The organism is Micromonospora sp. CA-263727, assembly GCF_050942455.1.
Taxonomy (GTDB): domain Bacteria; phylum Actinomycetota; class Actinomycetes; order Mycobacteriales; family Micromonosporaceae; genus Micromonospora.
Genome location: NZ_CP192031.1, coordinates 6,272,611 through 6,288,631, shown reverse-complemented (window position 1 = coordinate 6,288,631; position 16,021 = coordinate 6,272,611). Strand labels below are relative to the sequence as shown.

27 protein-coding genes and 1 pseudogene are annotated in these 16,021 nt (G+C 68.9%); all 28 read left to right on the top strand.

Annotated elements, in window-relative coordinates:
* Positions 1-5: 5 nt before the first annotated feature.
* The 28 genes and pseudogenes from rpsS (at position 6) to truA (ending at position 15,969) form a co-directional block, all read left to right on the top strand.
* Positions 6-287: a 30S ribosomal protein S19 gene (rpsS, locus tag ACQPYA_RS27570; protein ID WP_433529946.1), complete on the top strand. Its 282-nt coding sequence runs from the start codon at positions 6-8 to the stop codon at positions 285-287.
* Between the two features lie 40 nt (positions 288-327).
* The gene (gene rplV / locus ACQPYA_RS27565; protein ID WP_433529945.1) at positions 328-783 is read left to right on the top strand and encodes a 50S ribosomal protein L22; all 456 of its coding nucleotides are present in this window, start codon (positions 328-330) and stop codon (positions 781-783) included.
* The gene (rpsC, locus tag ACQPYA_RS27560) at positions 783-1,649 is read left to right on the top strand and encodes a 30S ribosomal protein S3 (RefSeq protein WP_433529944.1); all 867 of its coding nucleotides are present in this window, start codon (positions 783-785) and stop codon (positions 1,647-1,649) included. Before rplV ends, rpsC begins: the two co-directional genes overlap by 1 nt.
* 3 nt (positions 1,650-1,652) lie before the next feature.
* The gene (gene rplP, locus ACQPYA_RS27555; RefSeq protein ID WP_007465292.1) at positions 1,653-2,078 is read left to right on the top strand and encodes a 50S ribosomal protein L16; all 426 of its coding nucleotides are present in this window, start codon (positions 1,653-1,655) and stop codon (positions 2,076-2,078) included.
* Positions 2,078-2,314 carry a 50S ribosomal protein L29 gene (rpmC, locus tag ACQPYA_RS27550; RefSeq protein WP_076466662.1) on the top strand — a complete coding sequence of 79 codons (237 nt, stop codon included), beginning with the start codon at positions 2,078-2,080 and terminating at the stop codon, positions 2,312-2,314. Before rplP ends, rpmC begins: the two co-directional genes overlap by 1 nt.
* A complete protein-coding gene (gene rpsQ, locus ACQPYA_RS27545; RefSeq protein ID WP_433529943.1) occupies positions 2,311-2,586 on the top strand; it encodes a 30S ribosomal protein S17 in 276 nt (91 codons plus the stop codon). The genes rpmC and rpsQ overlap by 4 nt, the downstream gene beginning before the upstream one ends.
* A gap of 97 nt (positions 2,587-2,683) precedes the next feature.
* The gene (gene rplN, locus ACQPYA_RS27540; RefSeq protein WP_007465279.1) at positions 2,684-3,052 is read left to right on the top strand and encodes a 50S ribosomal protein L14; all 369 of its coding nucleotides are present in this window, start codon (positions 2,684-2,686) and stop codon (positions 3,050-3,052) included.
* 82 nt (positions 3,053-3,134) lie between these two features.
* On the top strand, positions 3,135-3,449 hold the full coding sequence (rplX, locus tag ACQPYA_RS27535; protein WP_032706787.1) for a 50S ribosomal protein L24: 315 nt from the start codon (positions 3,135-3,137) through the stop codon (positions 3,447-3,449).
* Positions 3,449-4,018 (top strand): 50S ribosomal protein L5, encoded by a 570-nt coding sequence (rplE, locus tag ACQPYA_RS27530; RefSeq protein WP_433529942.1) that lies wholly within the window; start codon positions 3,449-3,451, stop codon positions 4,016-4,018. Before rplX ends, rplE begins: the two co-directional genes overlap by 1 nt.
* 1 nt (position 4,019) lies before the next feature.
* Positions 4,020-4,205 (top strand): type Z 30S ribosomal protein S14, encoded by a 186-nt coding sequence (locus ACQPYA_RS27525; RefSeq protein WP_007073023.1) that lies wholly within the window; start codon positions 4,020-4,022, stop codon positions 4,203-4,205.
* Between the two features lie 99 nt (positions 4,206-4,304).
* Complete coding sequence (rpsH, locus tag ACQPYA_RS27520) at positions 4,305-4,712, top strand: 30S ribosomal protein S8 (RefSeq protein ID WP_433529941.1); 408 nt, start codon at positions 4,305-4,307, stop codon at positions 4,710-4,712.
* 74 nt (positions 4,713-4,786) lie between these two features.
* Positions 4,787-5,329: a 50S ribosomal protein L6 gene (gene rplF / locus ACQPYA_RS27515; protein WP_433529940.1), complete on the top strand. Its 543-nt coding sequence runs from the start codon at positions 4,787-4,789 to the stop codon at positions 5,327-5,329.
* Positions 5,326-5,715: a 50S ribosomal protein L18 gene (gene rplR / locus ACQPYA_RS27510; protein WP_433529939.1), complete on the top strand. Its 390-nt coding sequence runs from the start codon at positions 5,326-5,328 to the stop codon at positions 5,713-5,715. Before rplF ends, rplR begins: the two co-directional genes overlap by 4 nt.
* 34 nt (positions 5,716-5,749) lie before the next feature.
* Positions 5,750-6,364, top strand: coding sequence for a 30S ribosomal protein S5 (rpsE, locus tag ACQPYA_RS27505; protein WP_357531592.1), 615 nt, complete (start codon positions 5,750-5,752; stop codon positions 6,362-6,364).
* A complete protein-coding gene (gene rpmD, locus ACQPYA_RS27500) occupies positions 6,364-6,546 on the top strand; it encodes a 50S ribosomal protein L30 (protein WP_199757998.1) in 183 nt (60 codons plus the stop codon). The genes rpsE and rpmD overlap by 1 nt, the downstream gene beginning before the upstream one ends.
* On the top strand, positions 6,546-6,989 hold the full coding sequence (rplO, locus tag ACQPYA_RS27495) for a 50S ribosomal protein L15 (protein WP_433529938.1): 444 nt from the start codon (positions 6,546-6,548) through the stop codon (positions 6,987-6,989). Before rpmD ends, rplO begins: the two co-directional genes overlap by 1 nt.
* A gap of 233 nt (positions 6,990-7,222) precedes the next feature.
* Entirely contained in the window at positions 7,223-8,548 is a 1,326-nt protein-coding gene (gene secY / locus ACQPYA_RS27490) for a preprotein translocase subunit SecY (RefSeq protein WP_433529937.1), read from the top strand.
* Positions 8,549-9,202 (top strand): adenylate kinase, encoded by a 654-nt coding sequence (locus ACQPYA_RS27485; protein WP_433529936.1) that lies wholly within the window; start codon positions 8,549-8,551, stop codon positions 9,200-9,202. It begins immediately after the preceding gene.
* An 89-nt stretch (positions 9,203-9,291) separates the two neighbouring features.
* Entirely contained in the window at positions 9,292-10,143 is an 852-nt protein-coding gene (gene map, locus ACQPYA_RS27480) for a type I methionyl aminopeptidase (RefSeq protein WP_433529935.1), read from the top strand.
* 92 nt (positions 10,144-10,235) lie between these two features.
* Positions 10,236-10,751 (top strand): annotated as a pseudogene (locus ACQPYA_RS27475) (DUF1707 SHOCT-like domain-containing protein); the annotation flags it as partial.
* 412 nt (positions 10,752-11,163) lie between these two features.
* Complete coding sequence (infA, locus tag ACQPYA_RS27470; protein ID WP_007073013.1) at positions 11,164-11,385, top strand: translation initiation factor IF-1; 222 nt, start codon at positions 11,164-11,166, stop codon at positions 11,383-11,385.
* Positions 11,386-11,475: 90 nt separating this feature from the next.
* Entirely contained in the window at positions 11,476-11,589 is a 114-nt protein-coding gene (gene rpmJ / locus ACQPYA_RS27465) for a 50S ribosomal protein L36 (RefSeq protein ID WP_012184307.1), read from the top strand.
* 216 nt (positions 11,590-11,805) lie between these two features.
* Positions 11,806-12,186, top strand: a complete 381-nt coding sequence (rpsM, locus tag ACQPYA_RS27460; RefSeq protein ID WP_119575423.1) for a 30S ribosomal protein S13 — start codon at positions 11,806-11,808, stop codon at positions 12,184-12,186.
* A gap of 117 nt (positions 12,187-12,303) precedes the next feature.
* A complete protein-coding gene (gene rpsK, locus ACQPYA_RS27455) occupies positions 12,304-12,711 on the top strand; it encodes a 30S ribosomal protein S11 (RefSeq protein WP_007073011.1) in 408 nt (135 codons plus the stop codon).
* Positions 12,712-12,725: 14 nt separating this feature from the next.
* Positions 12,726-13,352 carry a 30S ribosomal protein S4 gene (rpsD, locus tag ACQPYA_RS27450; RefSeq protein ID WP_357562398.1) on the top strand — a complete coding sequence of 209 codons (627 nt, stop codon included), beginning with the start codon at positions 12,726-12,728 and terminating at the stop codon, positions 13,350-13,352.
* A 98-nt stretch (positions 13,353-13,450) separates the two neighbouring features.
* Positions 13,451-14,473 carry a DNA-directed RNA polymerase subunit alpha gene (locus tag ACQPYA_RS27445; RefSeq protein ID WP_013735931.1) on the top strand — a complete coding sequence of 341 codons (1,023 nt, stop codon included), beginning with the start codon at positions 13,451-13,453 and terminating at the stop codon, positions 14,471-14,473.
* Between the two features lie 34 nt (positions 14,474-14,507).
* Complete coding sequence (gene rplQ / locus ACQPYA_RS27440; protein ID WP_433529934.1) at positions 14,508-15,065, top strand: 50S ribosomal protein L17; 558 nt, start codon at positions 14,508-14,510, stop codon at positions 15,063-15,065.
* Between the two features lie 73 nt (positions 15,066-15,138).
* Positions 15,139-15,969 carry a tRNA pseudouridine(38-40) synthase TruA gene (gene truA / locus ACQPYA_RS27435; RefSeq protein ID WP_433529933.1) on the top strand — a complete coding sequence of 277 codons (831 nt, stop codon included), beginning with the start codon at positions 15,139-15,141 and terminating at the stop codon, positions 15,967-15,969.
* Positions 15,970-16,021: the final 52 nt, after the last annotated feature.

The following is a 16,021-nucleotide window of genomic DNA, read 5'->3' as shown; positions in this document are numbered from 1 at the left end:
AAGACATGCCTCGCAGCCTGAAGAAGGGCCCCTTCGTCGACGACCACCTGCTCAAGAAGGTGGAGACGCAGAACGAGAAGGGCTCCAAGAACGTCATCAAGACCTGGTCGCGCCGTTCCACGATCACCCCGGACATGCTCGGGCACACGATCGCGGTGCACGACGGACGCAAGCACGTCCCCGTGTTCGTGACCGAGGCGATGGTCGGGCACAAGCTCGGCGAGTTCGCGCTGACCCGCACGTTCAAGGGTCACGAGAAGGACGACCGGAAGAGCCGCCGGCGCTGACGCCGCGGGCATACGGATAGAGGATCAAGGGGTTACAGCGATGCCAGGAAAGGGCGACGCTCCGGTGCTTCCGGGCGCGCGGGCGGTTGCGCGGCACGTGCGCATCTCGCCGATGAAGGCGCGCCGGGTGGTCAACCTCGTCCGCGGCCTGCCCGCGAAGGAGGCGCTCACGGTGCTGCAGTTCGCGCCGCAGGCTGCGAGCGAGCAGGTGTACAAGGTGCTCGCGAGCGCGATTGCCAACGCGGAGAACAACGAGCGGCTGGACCCCGACGCGCTGCTCGTCAGCGAGGCGTTCGTGGACGAGGGCCCGACGATGAAGCGGTTCCAGCCGCGGGCGCAGGGCCGGGCGTACCGGATCCGCAAGCGCACCTGCCACATCACGGTGGCAGTCGAGGCGGTCGCGCCGGCCGCGCCGAAGAAGTCGGCGAAGAAGGCAGCTCCGGCGGAGCAGGCCGCGCCGGCTGAGACGCAGAGCAACACGGAGGGCGCCGAGTAATGGGTCAGAAGGTTCACCCGCACGGGTTCCGGCTCGGCATCTCGACCGACTGGAAGTCCCGCTGGTTCGCGGACAAGCTCTACAAGGACTACATCGGCGAGGATGTCAAGATCCGCCGGATGATGTCCAAGGGCCTGGAGCGGGCCGGCATTTCCAAGGTCGACATCGAGCGCACCCGCGACCGGGTCCGGGTCGACATCCACACCGCCCGGCCGGGCATCGTCATCGGCCGTAAGGGTGCGGAGGCCGACCGGATCCGCGGCGAGCTGGAGAAGCTCACCGGCAAGCAGGTGCAGCTGAACATCATCGAGGTGAAGAACCCCGAGTCGGACGCGCAGCTGGTCGCCCAGGGCGTCGCCGAGCAGCTCTCCAGCCGGGTCAGCTTCCGTCGGGCGATGCGCAAGGCGATGCAGTCGGCGATGAAGAACCCGATGTGCAAGGGCATCCGGGTGCAGGTCTCGGGCCGCCTCGGTGGCGCCGAGATGAGCCGCACGGAGTTCTACCGCGAGGGTCGGGTCCCGCTGCACACGCTGCGGGCCAACATCGAGTACGGCTTCTTCGAGGCCCGTACCACCTTCGGCCGGATCGGCGTGAAGGTCTGGATCTACAAGGGCGACGCGGTACCGGGTCGGGAGGCCCCGACCGAGGCTCCGTCGCGCCCGCGCCGGGAGCGCGGCGACCGCCCCGAGCGGCCGCGCCGTGGTCGCTCCGGCTCGTCCGGTACGACCTCCGGTGGCACCGAGGCTGGCCGTGCTGCCGCGACGACCGTCGCGCAGCAGGCCGAGACGCCGAGTGGCGAGCCGGTGGACGCTGGCGCTGTCGCGTCGGCCGTCACCCAGCCGGCAGAAACGCAGCAGGAGGGCTGACAGATGCTGATGCCGCGCAAGCCCCCGAAGGGCTTCCGCAAGCCGCACCACCCGGACCGCAGCGGCGCGTCCAAGGGCGGCAACCGGGTGGTGTTCGGCGAGTTCGGGATCCAGGCTCTCGAGCCGGCGTACGTGACGAACCGTCAGATCGAGTCGGCCCGTATCGCGATGACCCGCCACATCAAGCGTGGCGGCAAGGTCTGGATCACCATCTTCCCGGACCAGGCCCTCACCAAGAAGCCGGCGGAGACCCGGATGGGTTCCGGTAAGGGCTCGCCCGAGTGGTGGGTCGCCAACGTGAAGCCGGGGCGGGTGCTCTTCGAGATGTCCTTCCCCAACGAGCAGATCGCGCGAGAGGCGATGCGTCGCGCGATCCACAAGCTCCCGATGAAGTGCCGCATTGTTACGCGCGAAGTGGGTGAATCCTGATGGCAGCGGGCGTTAAGGCCTCCGAGCTGCGTGAGCTCTCCGAGGAGGAGTTGGTCACGAAGCTGCGTGAGGCCAAGGCGGAGCTGTTCAACCTCCGCGTGCAGGCCGCGACCGGGCAGCTGGACAACAACCGGCGGCTGCAGGTCATCCGTCGGGAAATCGCCCGGATCTACACGATCATGCGTGAGCGTGAGCTGGGGCTCTCGGCCGCGCCGACTGAGGTGACTGCAGGATGAGCGAGAACACCAGCACGGCCACGCGTGGCCGCCGCAAGGTCCGCGAGGGCCTCGTCGTCAGCGACAAGATGGAGAAGACCGTCGTCGTCGAGGTCGAGGACCGGGTCAAGCACGCGCTGTACGGCAAGATCATGCGCCGGACCAGCAAGCTCAAGGTCCACGACGAGCAGAACTCCGCCGGCATCGGCGACCGGGTCCTGATCATGGAGACCCGGCCGCTCTCCGCCACCAAGCGGTGGCGGCTCGTGGAGATCCTCGAGAAGGCCAAGTAGCGAAGGCTCGAGCTCGGCCGAGATCGGTCGGGCGCAGGTTCCGCCAGGCTCCGGCCGCCCCGGGCGGCCGGAGAACCGGCAGACATAGGAGATAGACGTGATTCAGCAGGAGTCGCGACTGCGCGTCGCCGACAACACGGGTGCCCGGGAGATCCTGTGCATCCGGGTTCTCGGTGGCTCCGGTCGGCGCTACGCGAGCATCGGCGACGTCATCGTGGCCACCGTCAAGGACGCGATCCCCGGTGCCGGTGTGAAGAAGGGCGACGTCGTGAAGGCTGTCGTCGTCCGCACCGCGAAGGAGAGGCGGCGGCCGGACGGCTCGTACATCCGCTTCGACGAGAACGCCGCCGTCATCATCAAGGACGGCGGGGACCCGCGCGGTACCCGCATCTTCGGCCCGGTCGGTCGCGAGCTGCGGGACAAGCGGTTCATGAAGATCATTTCCCTCGCGCCGGAGGTGTTGTGACCGTGAGCGAGCGGAGTGAGCGAACCGGCAAGCTCAGTAGGTGCAAGCCTCAGGCGCGCGCCGACCGCAGGGAGGCGCGGGCATGAAGGTCAAGAAGGGCGACACGGTCGTCGTCATCGCCGGCAAGGACAAGGGCGCCAAGGGTAAGGTCATCGCGGCCTACCCGCGGCAGGACAAGGTCCTGGTCGAGGGCGTGAACCGGGTCAAGAAGCACACCCGCATCAGCACCACCCAGCGTGGCGCCAAGACCGGTGGCATCGTCACCCAGGAAGCCGCGATCCACGTCTCGAACGTGATGGTCGTGGACTCCGACGGCAAGCCGACCCGCGTCGGCTACCGGATCGACGAGAACGGCCAGAAGGTCCGCATCGCGCGTAGCACTGGTAAGGACCTGTGATGACCACGGCCACCGAAACCAAGACCATGCCGCGCCTCAAGGAGCGGTACCGCAGCGAGATCGTGGCGCAGCTGCGCGAGCAGGGCAACTACGGCAACCCGATGCAGGTGCCGCGACTGGTCAAGATCGTCGTGAACATGGGTGTCGGCGAGGCTGCCCGGGACGCCAAGCTCATCGACGGCGCGGTCCGCGACCTGGCCACCATCACCGGCCAGAAGCCGCAGGTCCGGCGGGCGACGAAGTCCATCGCGCAGTTCAAGCTCCGCGAGGGCATGCCGATCGGCGCGAAGGTGACCCTGCGCGGCGACCGGATGTGGGAGTTCCTGGACCGGCTGCTCTCCATCGCGCTGCCGCGTATCCGTGACTTCCGCGGCCTCGACGGGCGCAAGCTCGACGGGCACGGCAACTACACGTTCGGTCTGACCGAGCAGTCGGTGTTCCACGAGATCGACCAGGACAAGATCGATCGCCAGCGGGGCATGGACATCACGGTGGTCACCACCGCCACGACCGACGACGAGGGCCGGGCGCTGCTCAAGCTCCTGGGCTTCCCGTTCAAGGAGAACTGAGATGGCCAAGAAGGCGCTGATCCTCAAGGCGGCCGCGAAGCCGAAGTTCTCGGTTCGCGCGTACACCCGCTGCCAGCGGTGCGGGCGTCCCAAGGCGGTCTACCGCAAGTTCGGGCTCTGCCGGGTGTGCATCCGGGAGATGGCCCATCGCGGTGAGCTGCCCGGCGTGTCCAAGGCTTCCTGGTAATAGCCCGGCGCGCTCCGCGCGTTAGCTGGACTGTCTCTTCGCCGTAGGCCTGTGAGCGGAAGCCGCGGGAACCCCGGCGAGAAAGGTTGACGAGTTTTCATGACGATGACCGACCCGATCGCAGACATGCTCACGCGTCTGCGTAACGCCAACCAGGCGTACCACGACCGGGTGACGATGCCCTACTCGAAGATCAAGGCGAACCTCGCCGAGGTCCTCAAGTCCGAGGGTTACATCGCCACCTGGTCGGTCGAGGAGCCCGAGGAGGGCGCCGTCGGCAAGCGACTGGTCGTCGAGCTGAAGTACGGCCAGAACCGGGAGCGGAGCCTGGCCGGCATCAAGCGCGTCTCCAAGCCCGGTCTCCGGGTGTACGCCAAGTCGGCCGAACTCCCCCGGGTGCTCGGTGGGCTGGGCGTGGCGATCATTTCGACGTCCCAGGGACTGCTGACCGACCGGCAGGCCCGCAAGCGGAGCGTTGGCGGGGAAGTCCTCGCCTTCGTCTGGTAACGGAGGCATGCGGTGAGCGCGAGCAGCGCAGCGCAGCGGAGCCCCGCAGTCGCGAACGAAGGAAATGATCGATAATGTCGCGTATTGGACGTAAGTCGATCCCGGTGCCCTCCGGCGTCGACGTGACGATCGACGGCCAGACCGTCAAGGTCAAGGGCCCCAAGGGCGAGCTGTCGCACACCCTGGCCCAGCCGATCACCATCGAGCGGGCCGAGGACGGGCAGCTGACCGTCAACCGCCCGAACGACGAGCGCAAGGCCAAGGAACTGCACGGCCTGAGCCGTACCCTGGTCGCCAACATGATCGTCGGGGTCACCGAGGGCTACCGCAAGAGCCTGGAGATCGCCGGCACCGGTTACCGGGTCACCGCCAAGGGCAAGGACCTGGAGTTCGCGCTCGGTTTCTCGCACCCGGTGCTGGTGCAGGCGCCGGACGGCATCACCTTCACGGTGGAGAAGCCGACGCTGTTCCACGTGGCCGGCATCGACAAGCAGCTGGTCGGCGAGATCGCCGCCAACATCCGGAAGATCCGCCCGCCGGAGCCCTACAAGGGCAAGGGCGTGAAGTACCAGGGTGAAGTGATTCGCCGCAAGGCCGGAAAGGCAGGTAAGAAGTGAGCGCCACGCTGCTCAAGCGCCGCCGCGGCGTTGCCGCCAAGCGTGCCGTCGGGCGTGCGCGTCGGCACTTCCGGGTCCGCAAGCACATCAGCGGCACCGCCGAGCGTCCCCGCCTGGTCGTCACCCGTTCGCTGCGGCACATCGTCGCCCAGATCGTGGACGACACCAAGGGGCACACCCTGGCGTCGGCCTCGACCCTGGACGCCTCGGTGCGTGGCGCGGAGGGCGACAAGAGCGCCCAGGCCGGCAAGGTCGGCGCGCTGCTCGCCGAGCGGGCCAAGGCCGCCGGCATCTCCAAGGTCGTCTTCGACCGCGGTGGCAACCGGTACGCGGGGCGGGTAGCCGCGCTTGCCGAGGCCGCCCGCGAAGCCGGGCTCGAGTTCTGACAATCCCCGTCACGAGAGAAAAGGAAGGCTGCTGATGCCAGGTCAACAGCGCCGTGGCGGCGGGTCCGGTGGCAACGAGGGTGGTCGCCGCGACAACCGCCGTGAGGGCGGTCGCGGAAACGCGCCCGCCGAGAAGACCCCGCACCTCGAGCGGGTCGTCGCGATCAACCGCGTCGCCAAGGTCGTGAAGGGCGGTCGTCGCTTCAGCTTCACCGCCCTGGTGATCGTGGGTGACGGCGACGGCACGGTGGGCGTGGGCTACGGAAAGGCCAAGGAGGTGCCCGCGGCGATCGCCAAGGGTGTCGAGGAGGCCAAGAAGCACTTCTTCAAGGTGCCGCGGATCGGTTCCTCGATCCCGCACCCGGTGCAGGGCGAGGAGGCCGCCGGCGTGGTGCTGCTCAAGCCGGCGTCCGCCGGTACGGGCGTCATCGCCGGTGGTCCGGTCCGGGCCGTGCTGGAGTGCGCGGGCATCCATGACGTGCTCTCCAAGAGCCTCGGCTCGTCGAACCCGATCAACATCGTGCACGCCACCGTCGCCGCGCTGAAGGGGCTTGAGTCCCCCGAGGCCGTGGCGGCGCGCCGGGGCCTGCCGGTGGAGGACGTCGCGCCGGCCGCCATGCTCGCGTCGCGGGCGGAGGTGGCTTCCTGATGGCACGTCTCAAGGTCACCCAGGTCCGCTCCGGGATCGGGACCAAGCGCAACCAGCGTGAGTCGCTGCGCTCGCTCGGTCTCAAGCGGATCAACGACGTGGTGGTCAAGGAGGACCGGCCCGAGATTCGCGGCATGATCTTCACGGTGAACCACCTCGTGAAGGTCGAGGAGGTCGAGTAATGACGATCAAGGTCCATCACCTGCGCCCGGCGCCGGGGGCCAAGACCGCGAAGACCCGGGTGGGTCGCGGTGAGGGTTCCAAGGGCAAGACGGCCGGCCGCGGTACCAAGGGTTCGAAGGCCCGGAAGAACATCTCGCCGGCCTTCGAGGGTGGGCAGATGCCCATCCACATGCGCCTGCCGAAGCTGAAGGGCTTCAAGAACAAGTTCAAGGTGGTCTTCCAGGTGGTCAACCTGGATCGACTGGCTGAACTCTTCCCCAACGGTGGCCAGGTCGGCCCGGCCGAGCTGGTCGAGGCCGGCGCGGTCCGCAAGGGCCAGCCGGTGAAGGTCCTCGGCACCGGGGATCTCGGCAGTGTGGCGCTCCAAGTCTCGGCGCACGCGTTCAGCGCGTCGGCCAAGGAGAAGATCACCGCTGCCGGCGGATCGGTCACAGAGCTGTAAGCTGCATGAAATCATGGCGCCCGCCAGTTGACCCCAGCTGGCGGGCGCCGTGGTCTACGTCGGGCGTGTGCGCCCGGTAATATCGGATTCGGTTTATGTAGCCGGGCACATCTGCCCGGACCGGGATCGGGCTGTTAGAGTCCCTTCCCAGCCACGGATATCGGGCACCTGCCCGGCACCCACCCCGAACCGCCAGGGACGACCGGCGGCCCGCCTCGCGCAGGAGGAAGAAGTTGCTGTCCGCCTTTCTCAGTGCGTTCCGTACGCCTGACCTGCGCAAGAAGCTGCTGTTCACAGTAGGCATTGTCGCGATCTACCGGCTCGGAGCGACCCTGCCCAGCCCCGGTGTGTCATACGGCAACGTGCAGAAGTGCCTCGACACCATCGAGGGCTCGACCGGTGTGCTGAACCTGCTCGACCTCTTCTCGGGCGGCGCGCTACTGCAGCTCTCGGTCTTCGCGCTGGGCATCATGCCCTACATCACCGCGTCGATCATCCTGCAGCTGCTGACGGTGGTCATCCCGCGGCTGGAGCAGCTCCGCAAGGAGGGCCAGGCCGGCCAGGCGAAGATCACCCAGTACACCCGCTATCTGACCCTCGGCCTGGGTGTCCTGCAGGCCTCGGCGTTCGTCGCGCTGGCCCGCTCCGGCCAGCTCTTCAACAACCAGTGCGACGAGTTCCCGATCATCCCCGTGGGCACCGGCATCCCGGACTGGCTGACGCTCTCCGTGCTGGTGATGACGATGACCGCCGGCACCGGCGTGGTCATGTGGCTCGGCGAGCTGATCACCGACCGCGGTGTCGGCAACGGCATGTCCGTCCTGATCTTCACCTCGATCGCGGCCCGGCTGCCCAGCGAAGGCTGGCGGATCAGGGAGAGCCAGGGCTGGGGCCGGTTCTTCCTGGTCATCGCCCTGGTGCTGCTGGTCATCACCGCGGTCACCTTCATCGAGCAGGCCCAGCGCCGCATCCCGGTGCAGTACGCCAAGCGCATGATCGGCCGGCGGATGTACGGCGGCACGTCGACCTACATCCCGCTGAAGGTCAACCAGGCGGGTGTGATCCCGGTCATCTTCGGCTCCTCGCTGCTCTACCTGCCGCAGCTGGCGTTGCAGTTCTTCGACCAGAACGACCCGGGCAAGACCCAGGCGTGGATCCAGAACAACCTGGTCGACCCGACCAGCCCGATCTACATCTCGGTCTACTTCCTGCTGATCATCTTCTTCACGTACTTCTACGTCTCGATCACGTTCAACCCGACCGAGGTCGCGGACAACATGAAGAAGTACGGCGGCTTCGTGCCGGGCATCCGCCCCGGCAAGCCGACCGCCGACTACCTGGACTTCATCCTCAGCCGCATCACCCTGCCGGGCGCGCTCTACCTGGCGACCATCTCGATCCTGCCGAACTTCTTCTTCATCTGGCTGGACCGGCAGCAGTACCTCAACTTCCCGTTCGGCGGCACCGCTGTGCTGATCATGGTCGGCGTGGCTCTTGAGACCAGCAAGCAGATCGAGAGCCAACTGATGCAGCGGAACTACGAAGGGTTCCTGCGGTAGATGAGACTGGTTCTGGTTGGCCCGCCGGGGGCGGGCAAGGGCACTCAGGCAGAGTTCATCGCCGCGCACCTCTCCGTGCCGAAGATTTCGACCGGAGACATCTTCCGGGCGAACGTGTCGCAGGGCACCCCGCTCGGCGTTGAGGCGAAGCGCTACATGGACGCCGGGAAGCTCGTGCCGGACGAGGTCACCATCAACATGGTGCGGGACCGGCTCGCCGAGCCGGACGCCGCCGAGGGCTTCCTGCTCGACGGTTTCCCCCGGACCACCCCGCAGGCCGCGGCGCTGGACAAGCTCCTCGCCGACCTCGGCACCGCGCTGGACATCGTGCTGGAGCTGGTCGTCGACGACGACGAGGTGATCCGGCGGCTCTCCGGCCGGCGTACCTGCCGGGGCTGCGGCAAGATCTGGCACGTCGAGTTCGACCCGACCAACCGGGACAGCATCTGCGACCGCTGCGGCGCCGAGCTGTTCCAGCGCGACGACGACAAGCCCGAGACCATCGCCGCCCGCCTGCGCGAGTACGCGGAGAAGACCGCGCCGCTGGTGGACTACTACGGTGCACAGGGCAAGCTGGTCGGCATCGACGCCACCGGCCCGGTGGAGGACGTCACGGTCCGGGCGATCGACGCCCTGCGGTCGTACGGGGGCTGACGTCGGCGCAGCCGCCGGCCGGATAGAGTGCGAACAGCGGGGTACGCCCAGCGTGCCCCGCTGTTTCGGCAACGAAAGGTAAAGCCTCCATGCGTCGTCCCCAGCTGGACATCCAGCTGAAGACCCCCGAGCAGATCGAGAAGATGCGCGCCGCCGGCCTCGTGGTCGCGGAGGCGCTGCGCCGGATGCGGGAGGCGGTGGCGCCCGGGGTGAGCACCGCCGACCTCGATGCGATCGCCGAGTCGACCATCCGTGCGGCCGGGGCGGTCCCCTCGTTCAAGGGCTACCACGGTTTCCCGGCGTCGATCTGCTCGTCCGTCAACGAGCAGATCGTGCACGCCATCCCGTCGCCGAAGCAGATCCTCGCCGAGGGCGACCTGATCTCGATCGACTGCGGCGCGGTCCTCGACGGCTGGCACGGCGACGCGGCGATCACGGTCGGCGTGGGCGAGGTCGACCCGGCGCTGCTGCGGATGGCGACGGTGGCTGAGGAGGCGATGTGGGCCGGCATCGCCGCCGCCGCCCGTGGGGCGGCCAGCGGCCGGGGCCGGCTGACGGACATCTCCCACGCGGTCGAGCACGCGGTGCGCAAGGCCGGCCGGTACGGCATCGTCGACGGCTACGGCGGCCACGGCATCGGCACCGAGATGCACCAGGATCCGCACGTGCTCAACCATGGGCGGCCCGGCAAGGGGCCGAAGCTGGTAACGGGCATGGCGCTGGCCATCGAGCCGATGATCACCATGGGTTCGCCGCGTACCACGGAACTCGCCGACGGCTGGACGGTGGTGACCCGGGACGGGTCGCGGGCCGCGCACGTCGAGCACACCATGGCCCTGCTCCCCGACGGGGTCTGGGTGCTGACCGCGGCGGACGGCGGGCGAGCCCGCCTCGGTGACCTGGTCACCGCCCGCCAGCCCAGCCAGACCCCGACCGCGTAGCCCCGGGCGCCGTCGCGGCGCAGGAGGCCGGTGGCGGGTGTGCTCGGCAGGCCGGTTAGCCGGACTGGCGGCGCGATGGCATGCTTGCCGGCATGGACGGGCGGGACGGCATGCGGGCAGCGGATTCCGACCGGCAGGCCATCGCCGAACGACTCCGGTCCGCCCTCGACGAGGGCCGGCTCGATCTGCACGAGTACGACGACCGGTTGCAGCGGACCTATGCGGCCCGCACGTACGCCGAGTTGGACGCGCTGGTGGGCGACCTGCCGGGGTCGGCGGTGGTACCGGCACCGGCGGAGGTCGACGGGCGGTCGCCGGTGCCGTCCGGCGGCGGGCGCGGGGTGACCGCTCGCTGGCTGGTCGAGGTCTGGGAGCCGTGGCTCAAGGTCGTCGGCATCGTGGTGGCGATCTGGGGCTTCTCCTCGTTGGCGGCCGGCGAGGCGCTGTACTTCTGGCCGGGCTGGGTGGCCGGCCCCTGGGGTGCGGTGGTGGTGGTCCGTACCGTCACCGGGCTGGCCACCGGCGAGCCCCGGCGGTGGGCGGCCGACCGGGAGCGCCGTCGGCAGCGGCGGGCGGAGAAACGGGCGCTCAAGCGCGAGCGCGGTGCCCTTCCCGGCCAGCAACCCGCCGCGACTGCCGGCTCGACCGCCGACGGGGCAGCCGCCGCGAACGGCACCGAGAGGGCCGCTGGCGTGAACGGCGCCGATGGGGCGTCCGGCGACGGGCCGGAGGCCACCGAGACGGGTGGCGGCGAGCAGTTGCGGAGCCCGGACCGGCGCGATCTGGCCTGAACGTACCTTTTGTCCGGCTCGCCGGGCCGCAGTCGCCGGTCGGTTTGGCGGCGGCCCGCAGGCGGGCGTACACTTTCTGATCGGCGCACAGCGTCCACTCCGCCATGCCCACCAAGCGCTTCGGTGGGACGCGGGGCCGCGGCTGGCGCGGGAAATCTGATCTTGATCAGTCACCCGTGTAAGACGTTGTGGGCCGTCCGGAGCAACCGACGTCAGGACAGCGGAGGACATGCCGAAAAAAGACGGAGCCATCGAGATCGAAGGTCGGGTCATCGAGCCCCTGCCGAACGCCATGTTCCGGGTGGAGCTCGCCAACGGCCACAAGGTGCTGGCTCACATCAGCGGCAAGATGCGGCAGCACTACATCCGCATCCTGCCGGAGGATCGGGTCGTCGTCGAGCTCTCGCCGTACGACCTGACCCGCGGGCGCATCGTCTACCGCTACAAGTAAGCCTGACGGCGGCCGGGAACGTCCCGTGTCCGTCTTCGACGTCCGGTGTCACGCCTCGTGACGTCGGGCCAGATGGGAAGTAAGGCAACCGTGAAGGTCAAGCCGAGCGTCAAGAGGATCTGCAACAAGTGCCGGGTGATCCGCCGGCACGGCCGGGTCATGGTCATCTGCACCGACCCGCGCCACAAGCAGCGCCAGGGCTGAGAGCCCGACAGCACATCACACATGCTCGTCCCAGCCGCGAGCGGTGCGCAGCGCGTACTTTCTCGTGGTTGACCCCCGGTCGGAGGCCGGGGCCCGCTTGGGCAGCGGCCGATCCCGGTCGCCGGTGCGGTACCGCACCGGAAAGACGGGACGGTCGGTAGCGGGGTGGGTCGGGCCCACACCTCCGCACGAACACCACAAGGAGTACGCCCGCAGATGGCACGTCTAGTCGGCGTGGATCTTCCCCGCGAGAAGCGGCTGGAGATCGCGCTCACCTACATCTTCGGTGTGGGTCGCACCCGCGCACTGGAGACGCTCGCTGCCACCGGCCTCTCGCCGGACAAGCGCGCTCGGGACCTCACGGACGAGGAGCTGGTTCAGCTCCGTGACCACATCGAGGCCAACTACAAGGTTGAAGGTGACCTGCGCCGCGAGGTCGCCGCTGACATCCGCCGCAAGGTCGAGATCGGCTGCTACGAGGGCATCCGGCACCGCCGGGGCCTGCCCGTCCGTGGCCAGCGGACCCGTACCAACGCTCGTACCCGCAAGGGCCCGAAGCGGACGGTCGCCGGCAAGAAGAAGCCCGGCAAGAAGTAATTCTTTAACCGGAATTCTGGTCGTTCTCCGCCGAGGTAGGCCGGACTCCAACCGGAACCGGTGTCTACGGAATCAACGGGGCGAGAAGCCAGAACCCATTCAGGAGCGCACAGACTTATGCCACCGAAGGCTCGTGCCGGAGCCGCTGTCAAGAAGGTCCGGCGCAAGGAACGCAAGAACGTCGCCCACGGGCAGGCGCACATCAAGAGCACCTTCAACAACACCATCGTGTCCATCACGGACCCGACCGGTGCCGTCATCTCCTGGGCCTCCGCGGGCCAGGTGGGCTTCAAGGGCTCCCGCAAGTCGACTCCGTTCGCCGCGCAGCTGGCCGCCGAGGCCGCCGCGCGTCGGGCCATGGAGCACGGCATGCGCAAGGTCGACGTGTTCGTCAAGGGTCCCGGCTCCGGCCGGGAGACCGCCATCCGTTCGCTGCAGGCGGTGGGCCTGGAGGTCGGGCAGATCTCCGACGTCACCCCGCAGCCGCACAACGGGTGCCGTCCGCCGAAGCGTCGTCGGGTCTGAGAGGTTAGAGAGAGATGGCTCGTTACACCGGTGCTGACTGCCGCCGTTGCCGGCGGGAGAAGATGAAGCTGTTCCTCAAGGGCAGCAAGTGCGATGGTCCGAAGTGCCCGTTCGAGTCCCGGCCGTTCCCGCCCGGGCAGCACGGCCGCGGCCGCACCAAGGAGACGGAGTACCTGCTCCAGCTCCGCGAGAAGCAGAAGGCCCGCCGGGTCTACGGCGTGCTGGAGAAGCAGTTCCGCGGTTACTACGAGGAGGCCGTGGCCAAGCAGGCCAAGACCGGCGAGGTCCTCCTGCAGATCCTCGAGTCGCGGCTGGACAACGTGGTCTACCGGGCTGGCTACGCCAAGTCCCGGGACATGGCCCGTCAGCTGGTCAAGCACGGTCACTTCACGGTGAACGGCAAGAAGGTCGACATCCCGTCGTACCGCGTCAAGGAGCACGACATCATCGAGGTTCGGGGCAAGAGCAAGGAGCTCACCCCGTTCATCGTGGCGCAGGCCGAGGCCGGCTCCAAGAGCGTTCCGGCGTGGCTGGAGGCCATCCCCAGCCAGATGAAGGTCCTCGTGCACTCGCTCCCGGCCCGCCAGGTGATCGACACCCAGGTCCAGGAGCAGCTGATCGTCGAGCTCTACTCCAAGTAAGGGCTCGTTGCGGTGGCCCGCCCGGCGACGGGCGGGCCACCGGAACACGTTGTGTCGTGGGCGTCATATAGCGGGCGCCCCGGAAGAGAAGAGAAGACATGCTCATCAGCCAGCGACCGACCCTCTCCGAGGAGTCGATCAACGAGACCCGGTCCCGGTTCACCATCGAGCCGCTGGAGCCGGGCTTCGGCTACACCCTGGGCAACTCGCTACGGCGTACGCTGCTCTCCTCCATCCCGGGTGCGGCGGTCACCTCGATCAAGATCGACGGTGTGCTGCACGAGTTCACCACCATCCCCGGGGTCAAGGAGGACGTGGTCGAGCTCGTCATGAACATCAAGGAGCTCTGCGTCAGCTCCGAGCACGACGAGCCGGTCAGCATGTACCTGCGCAAGCAGGGCCCCGGCGACGTGACCGCCGGTGACATCCAGCCCCCGGCCGGTGTCTCGGTGCACAACCCGGACCTGAAGCTCGCCACCCTCAACGGCAAGGGCCGGCTCGACATGGAGCTGACCGTCGAGCGGGGCCGGGGCTACGTCACGGCGGCGCAGAACAAGCAGGCGGGCGCGGAGATCGGCCGGATCCCGGTCGACTCGATCTACTCGCCGGTGCTCAAGGTGACGTACCGCGTCGAGGCGACCCGGGTCGAGCAGCGGACCGACTTCGACCGGCTGATCATCGACGTCGAGACCAAGCCGTCGATGGGCCCGCGCACCGCGCTGGCCTCGGCCGGTTCGACGCTGGTGGAACTCTTCGGGCTGGCCCGGGAGCTGGACGAGACGGCGGAGGGCATCGACATCGGCCCGTCCCCGCAGGACGCGCAGCTGGCGGCGGACCTGGCCCTGCCGATCGAGGAGCTGGACCTGACCGTCCGCTCCTACAACTGCCTCAAGCGCGAGGGCATCAACTCCGTTGGTGAGCTCATCGGGCGTACCGAGGCCGACCTCCTCGACATCCGCAACTTCGGCCAGAAGTCGATCGACGAGGTCAAGATGAAGCTCGCCGGGATGGGTCTGGGGCTGAAGGACTCGGCTCCGAACTTCGACCCGGCGCACGTCGTGGACGCCTTCGGCGAGGCCGACTACGACACCGACGACTACCGCGAGACCGAGCAGCTCTAGTCCGCGCTGCCGCCACACCTGAGGAGCACCAAGCATGCCCACGCCCACCAAGGGCCCCCGCCTCGGCGGCAGCCCCGCGCACGAGCGGCTGATGCTGGCCAACCTGGCCACCGCGCTGTTCCAGCACGGCAAGATCAAGACCACCGAGACCAAGGCCCGGCGGCTGCGTCCGCTCGCCGAGCAGCTCATCACCAAGGCCAAGCGCGGCGACCTCGCCTCGCGTCGGCGGGTGGCGGGTGTCCTGAAGGACAAGGACGTGGTCTACGGCCTGTTCGACCAGATCGCGCCCCGGTACGCCAACCGCCCGGGCGGCTACACCCGGATCGTGAAGACCGGTCCGCGCAAGGGTGACAACGCGCCGATGGCGATCATCGAGCTGGTCGAGGAGCTTCAGGTCGCCGAGCCGAAGGCGAACAAGAAGACCGCCGCTCGCAAGGCCACCCAGCAGGACAAGGTCGAGGCGCTCGCCCCGGCCGAGGAGACCCCGACGTCGGCCCCGGCCGACCAGGACTCCGAGGCGCCGGTGTCGGCGTCCGGTGACACCGCCGCCGCCCGCGAGGACAGCGACGAGGCCACCGAGAACAAGGCCTGAGCAGAGGCAGTCATCGTCGGGCCCGGCATCCCTCACGGGGTGCCGGGCCCGACGTCGTCAACGGAGGTGCGAGGTGGACGAGCGGACCCGGCTGCGGCTGGACGTCGCGTACGACGGCACGGACTTTTCCGGCTGGGCGGCTCAGCCGGACCGCCGTACGGTCGCCGGGGTGCTGGTCGAGACGCTGGACCTGGTGCTCGGTGCCGGCACCGCGACCGGGCTGACCGTCGCCGGGCGCACCGACGCCGGCGTGCACGCCACCGGGCAGGTCTGCCACCTTGATCTGCCGGCCGAGGTCTGGCGGGCGCAGGAGGGCAGGCTGCTGCGCAGGCTGGCCCGGCTGCTTCCCGGGGACGTGCGGGTCCGGACGATGAGCGCGGTGCCGGCCACCTTCGACGCCCGCTTCTCGGCCACCTTCCGGCGCTACGAGTACCGGGTGACCGACGCGCCCTGGGGTGCCGAGCCGCTGCGCCGGCACGAGATCCTGGCCTGGCCCCGCCCGCTCGACCCGGACCGGCTCGGTGCCGCCGCGGCCGGCCTGGTGGGGGAGCACGACTTCGCCGCGTACTGCCGGCGCAAGGAGAACGCCACCACGCTGCGGGAGGTGACCCGACTGGAGTGGCGGCGGGACGCCGACGGGATCCTGGTCGCCACCGTGCAGGCCGATGCGTTCTGCCAGGCGATGGTGCGCAGCCTGGTCGGTGCGATGCTGGTCGCCGGGGACGGGCGCCGCCCGGTGGACTGGCCGGCCGGCCTGCTCAGCCGGCGCGAGCGGTCCAGCGAGGTGACCGTGGCGCCGGCGCACGGGCTGACCCTGGTGGCGGTCGGCTACCCGGACGATCCCGCCGAGTACGCCCGCCGGGCCGAGGCGACGCGCCGGCTGCGGGTGCCGGCCGACGCCTGACCGCGCTCCGCCGGCTTTGCCGGCCGACGCCCGACTGCGGTCCGTCGGGTTG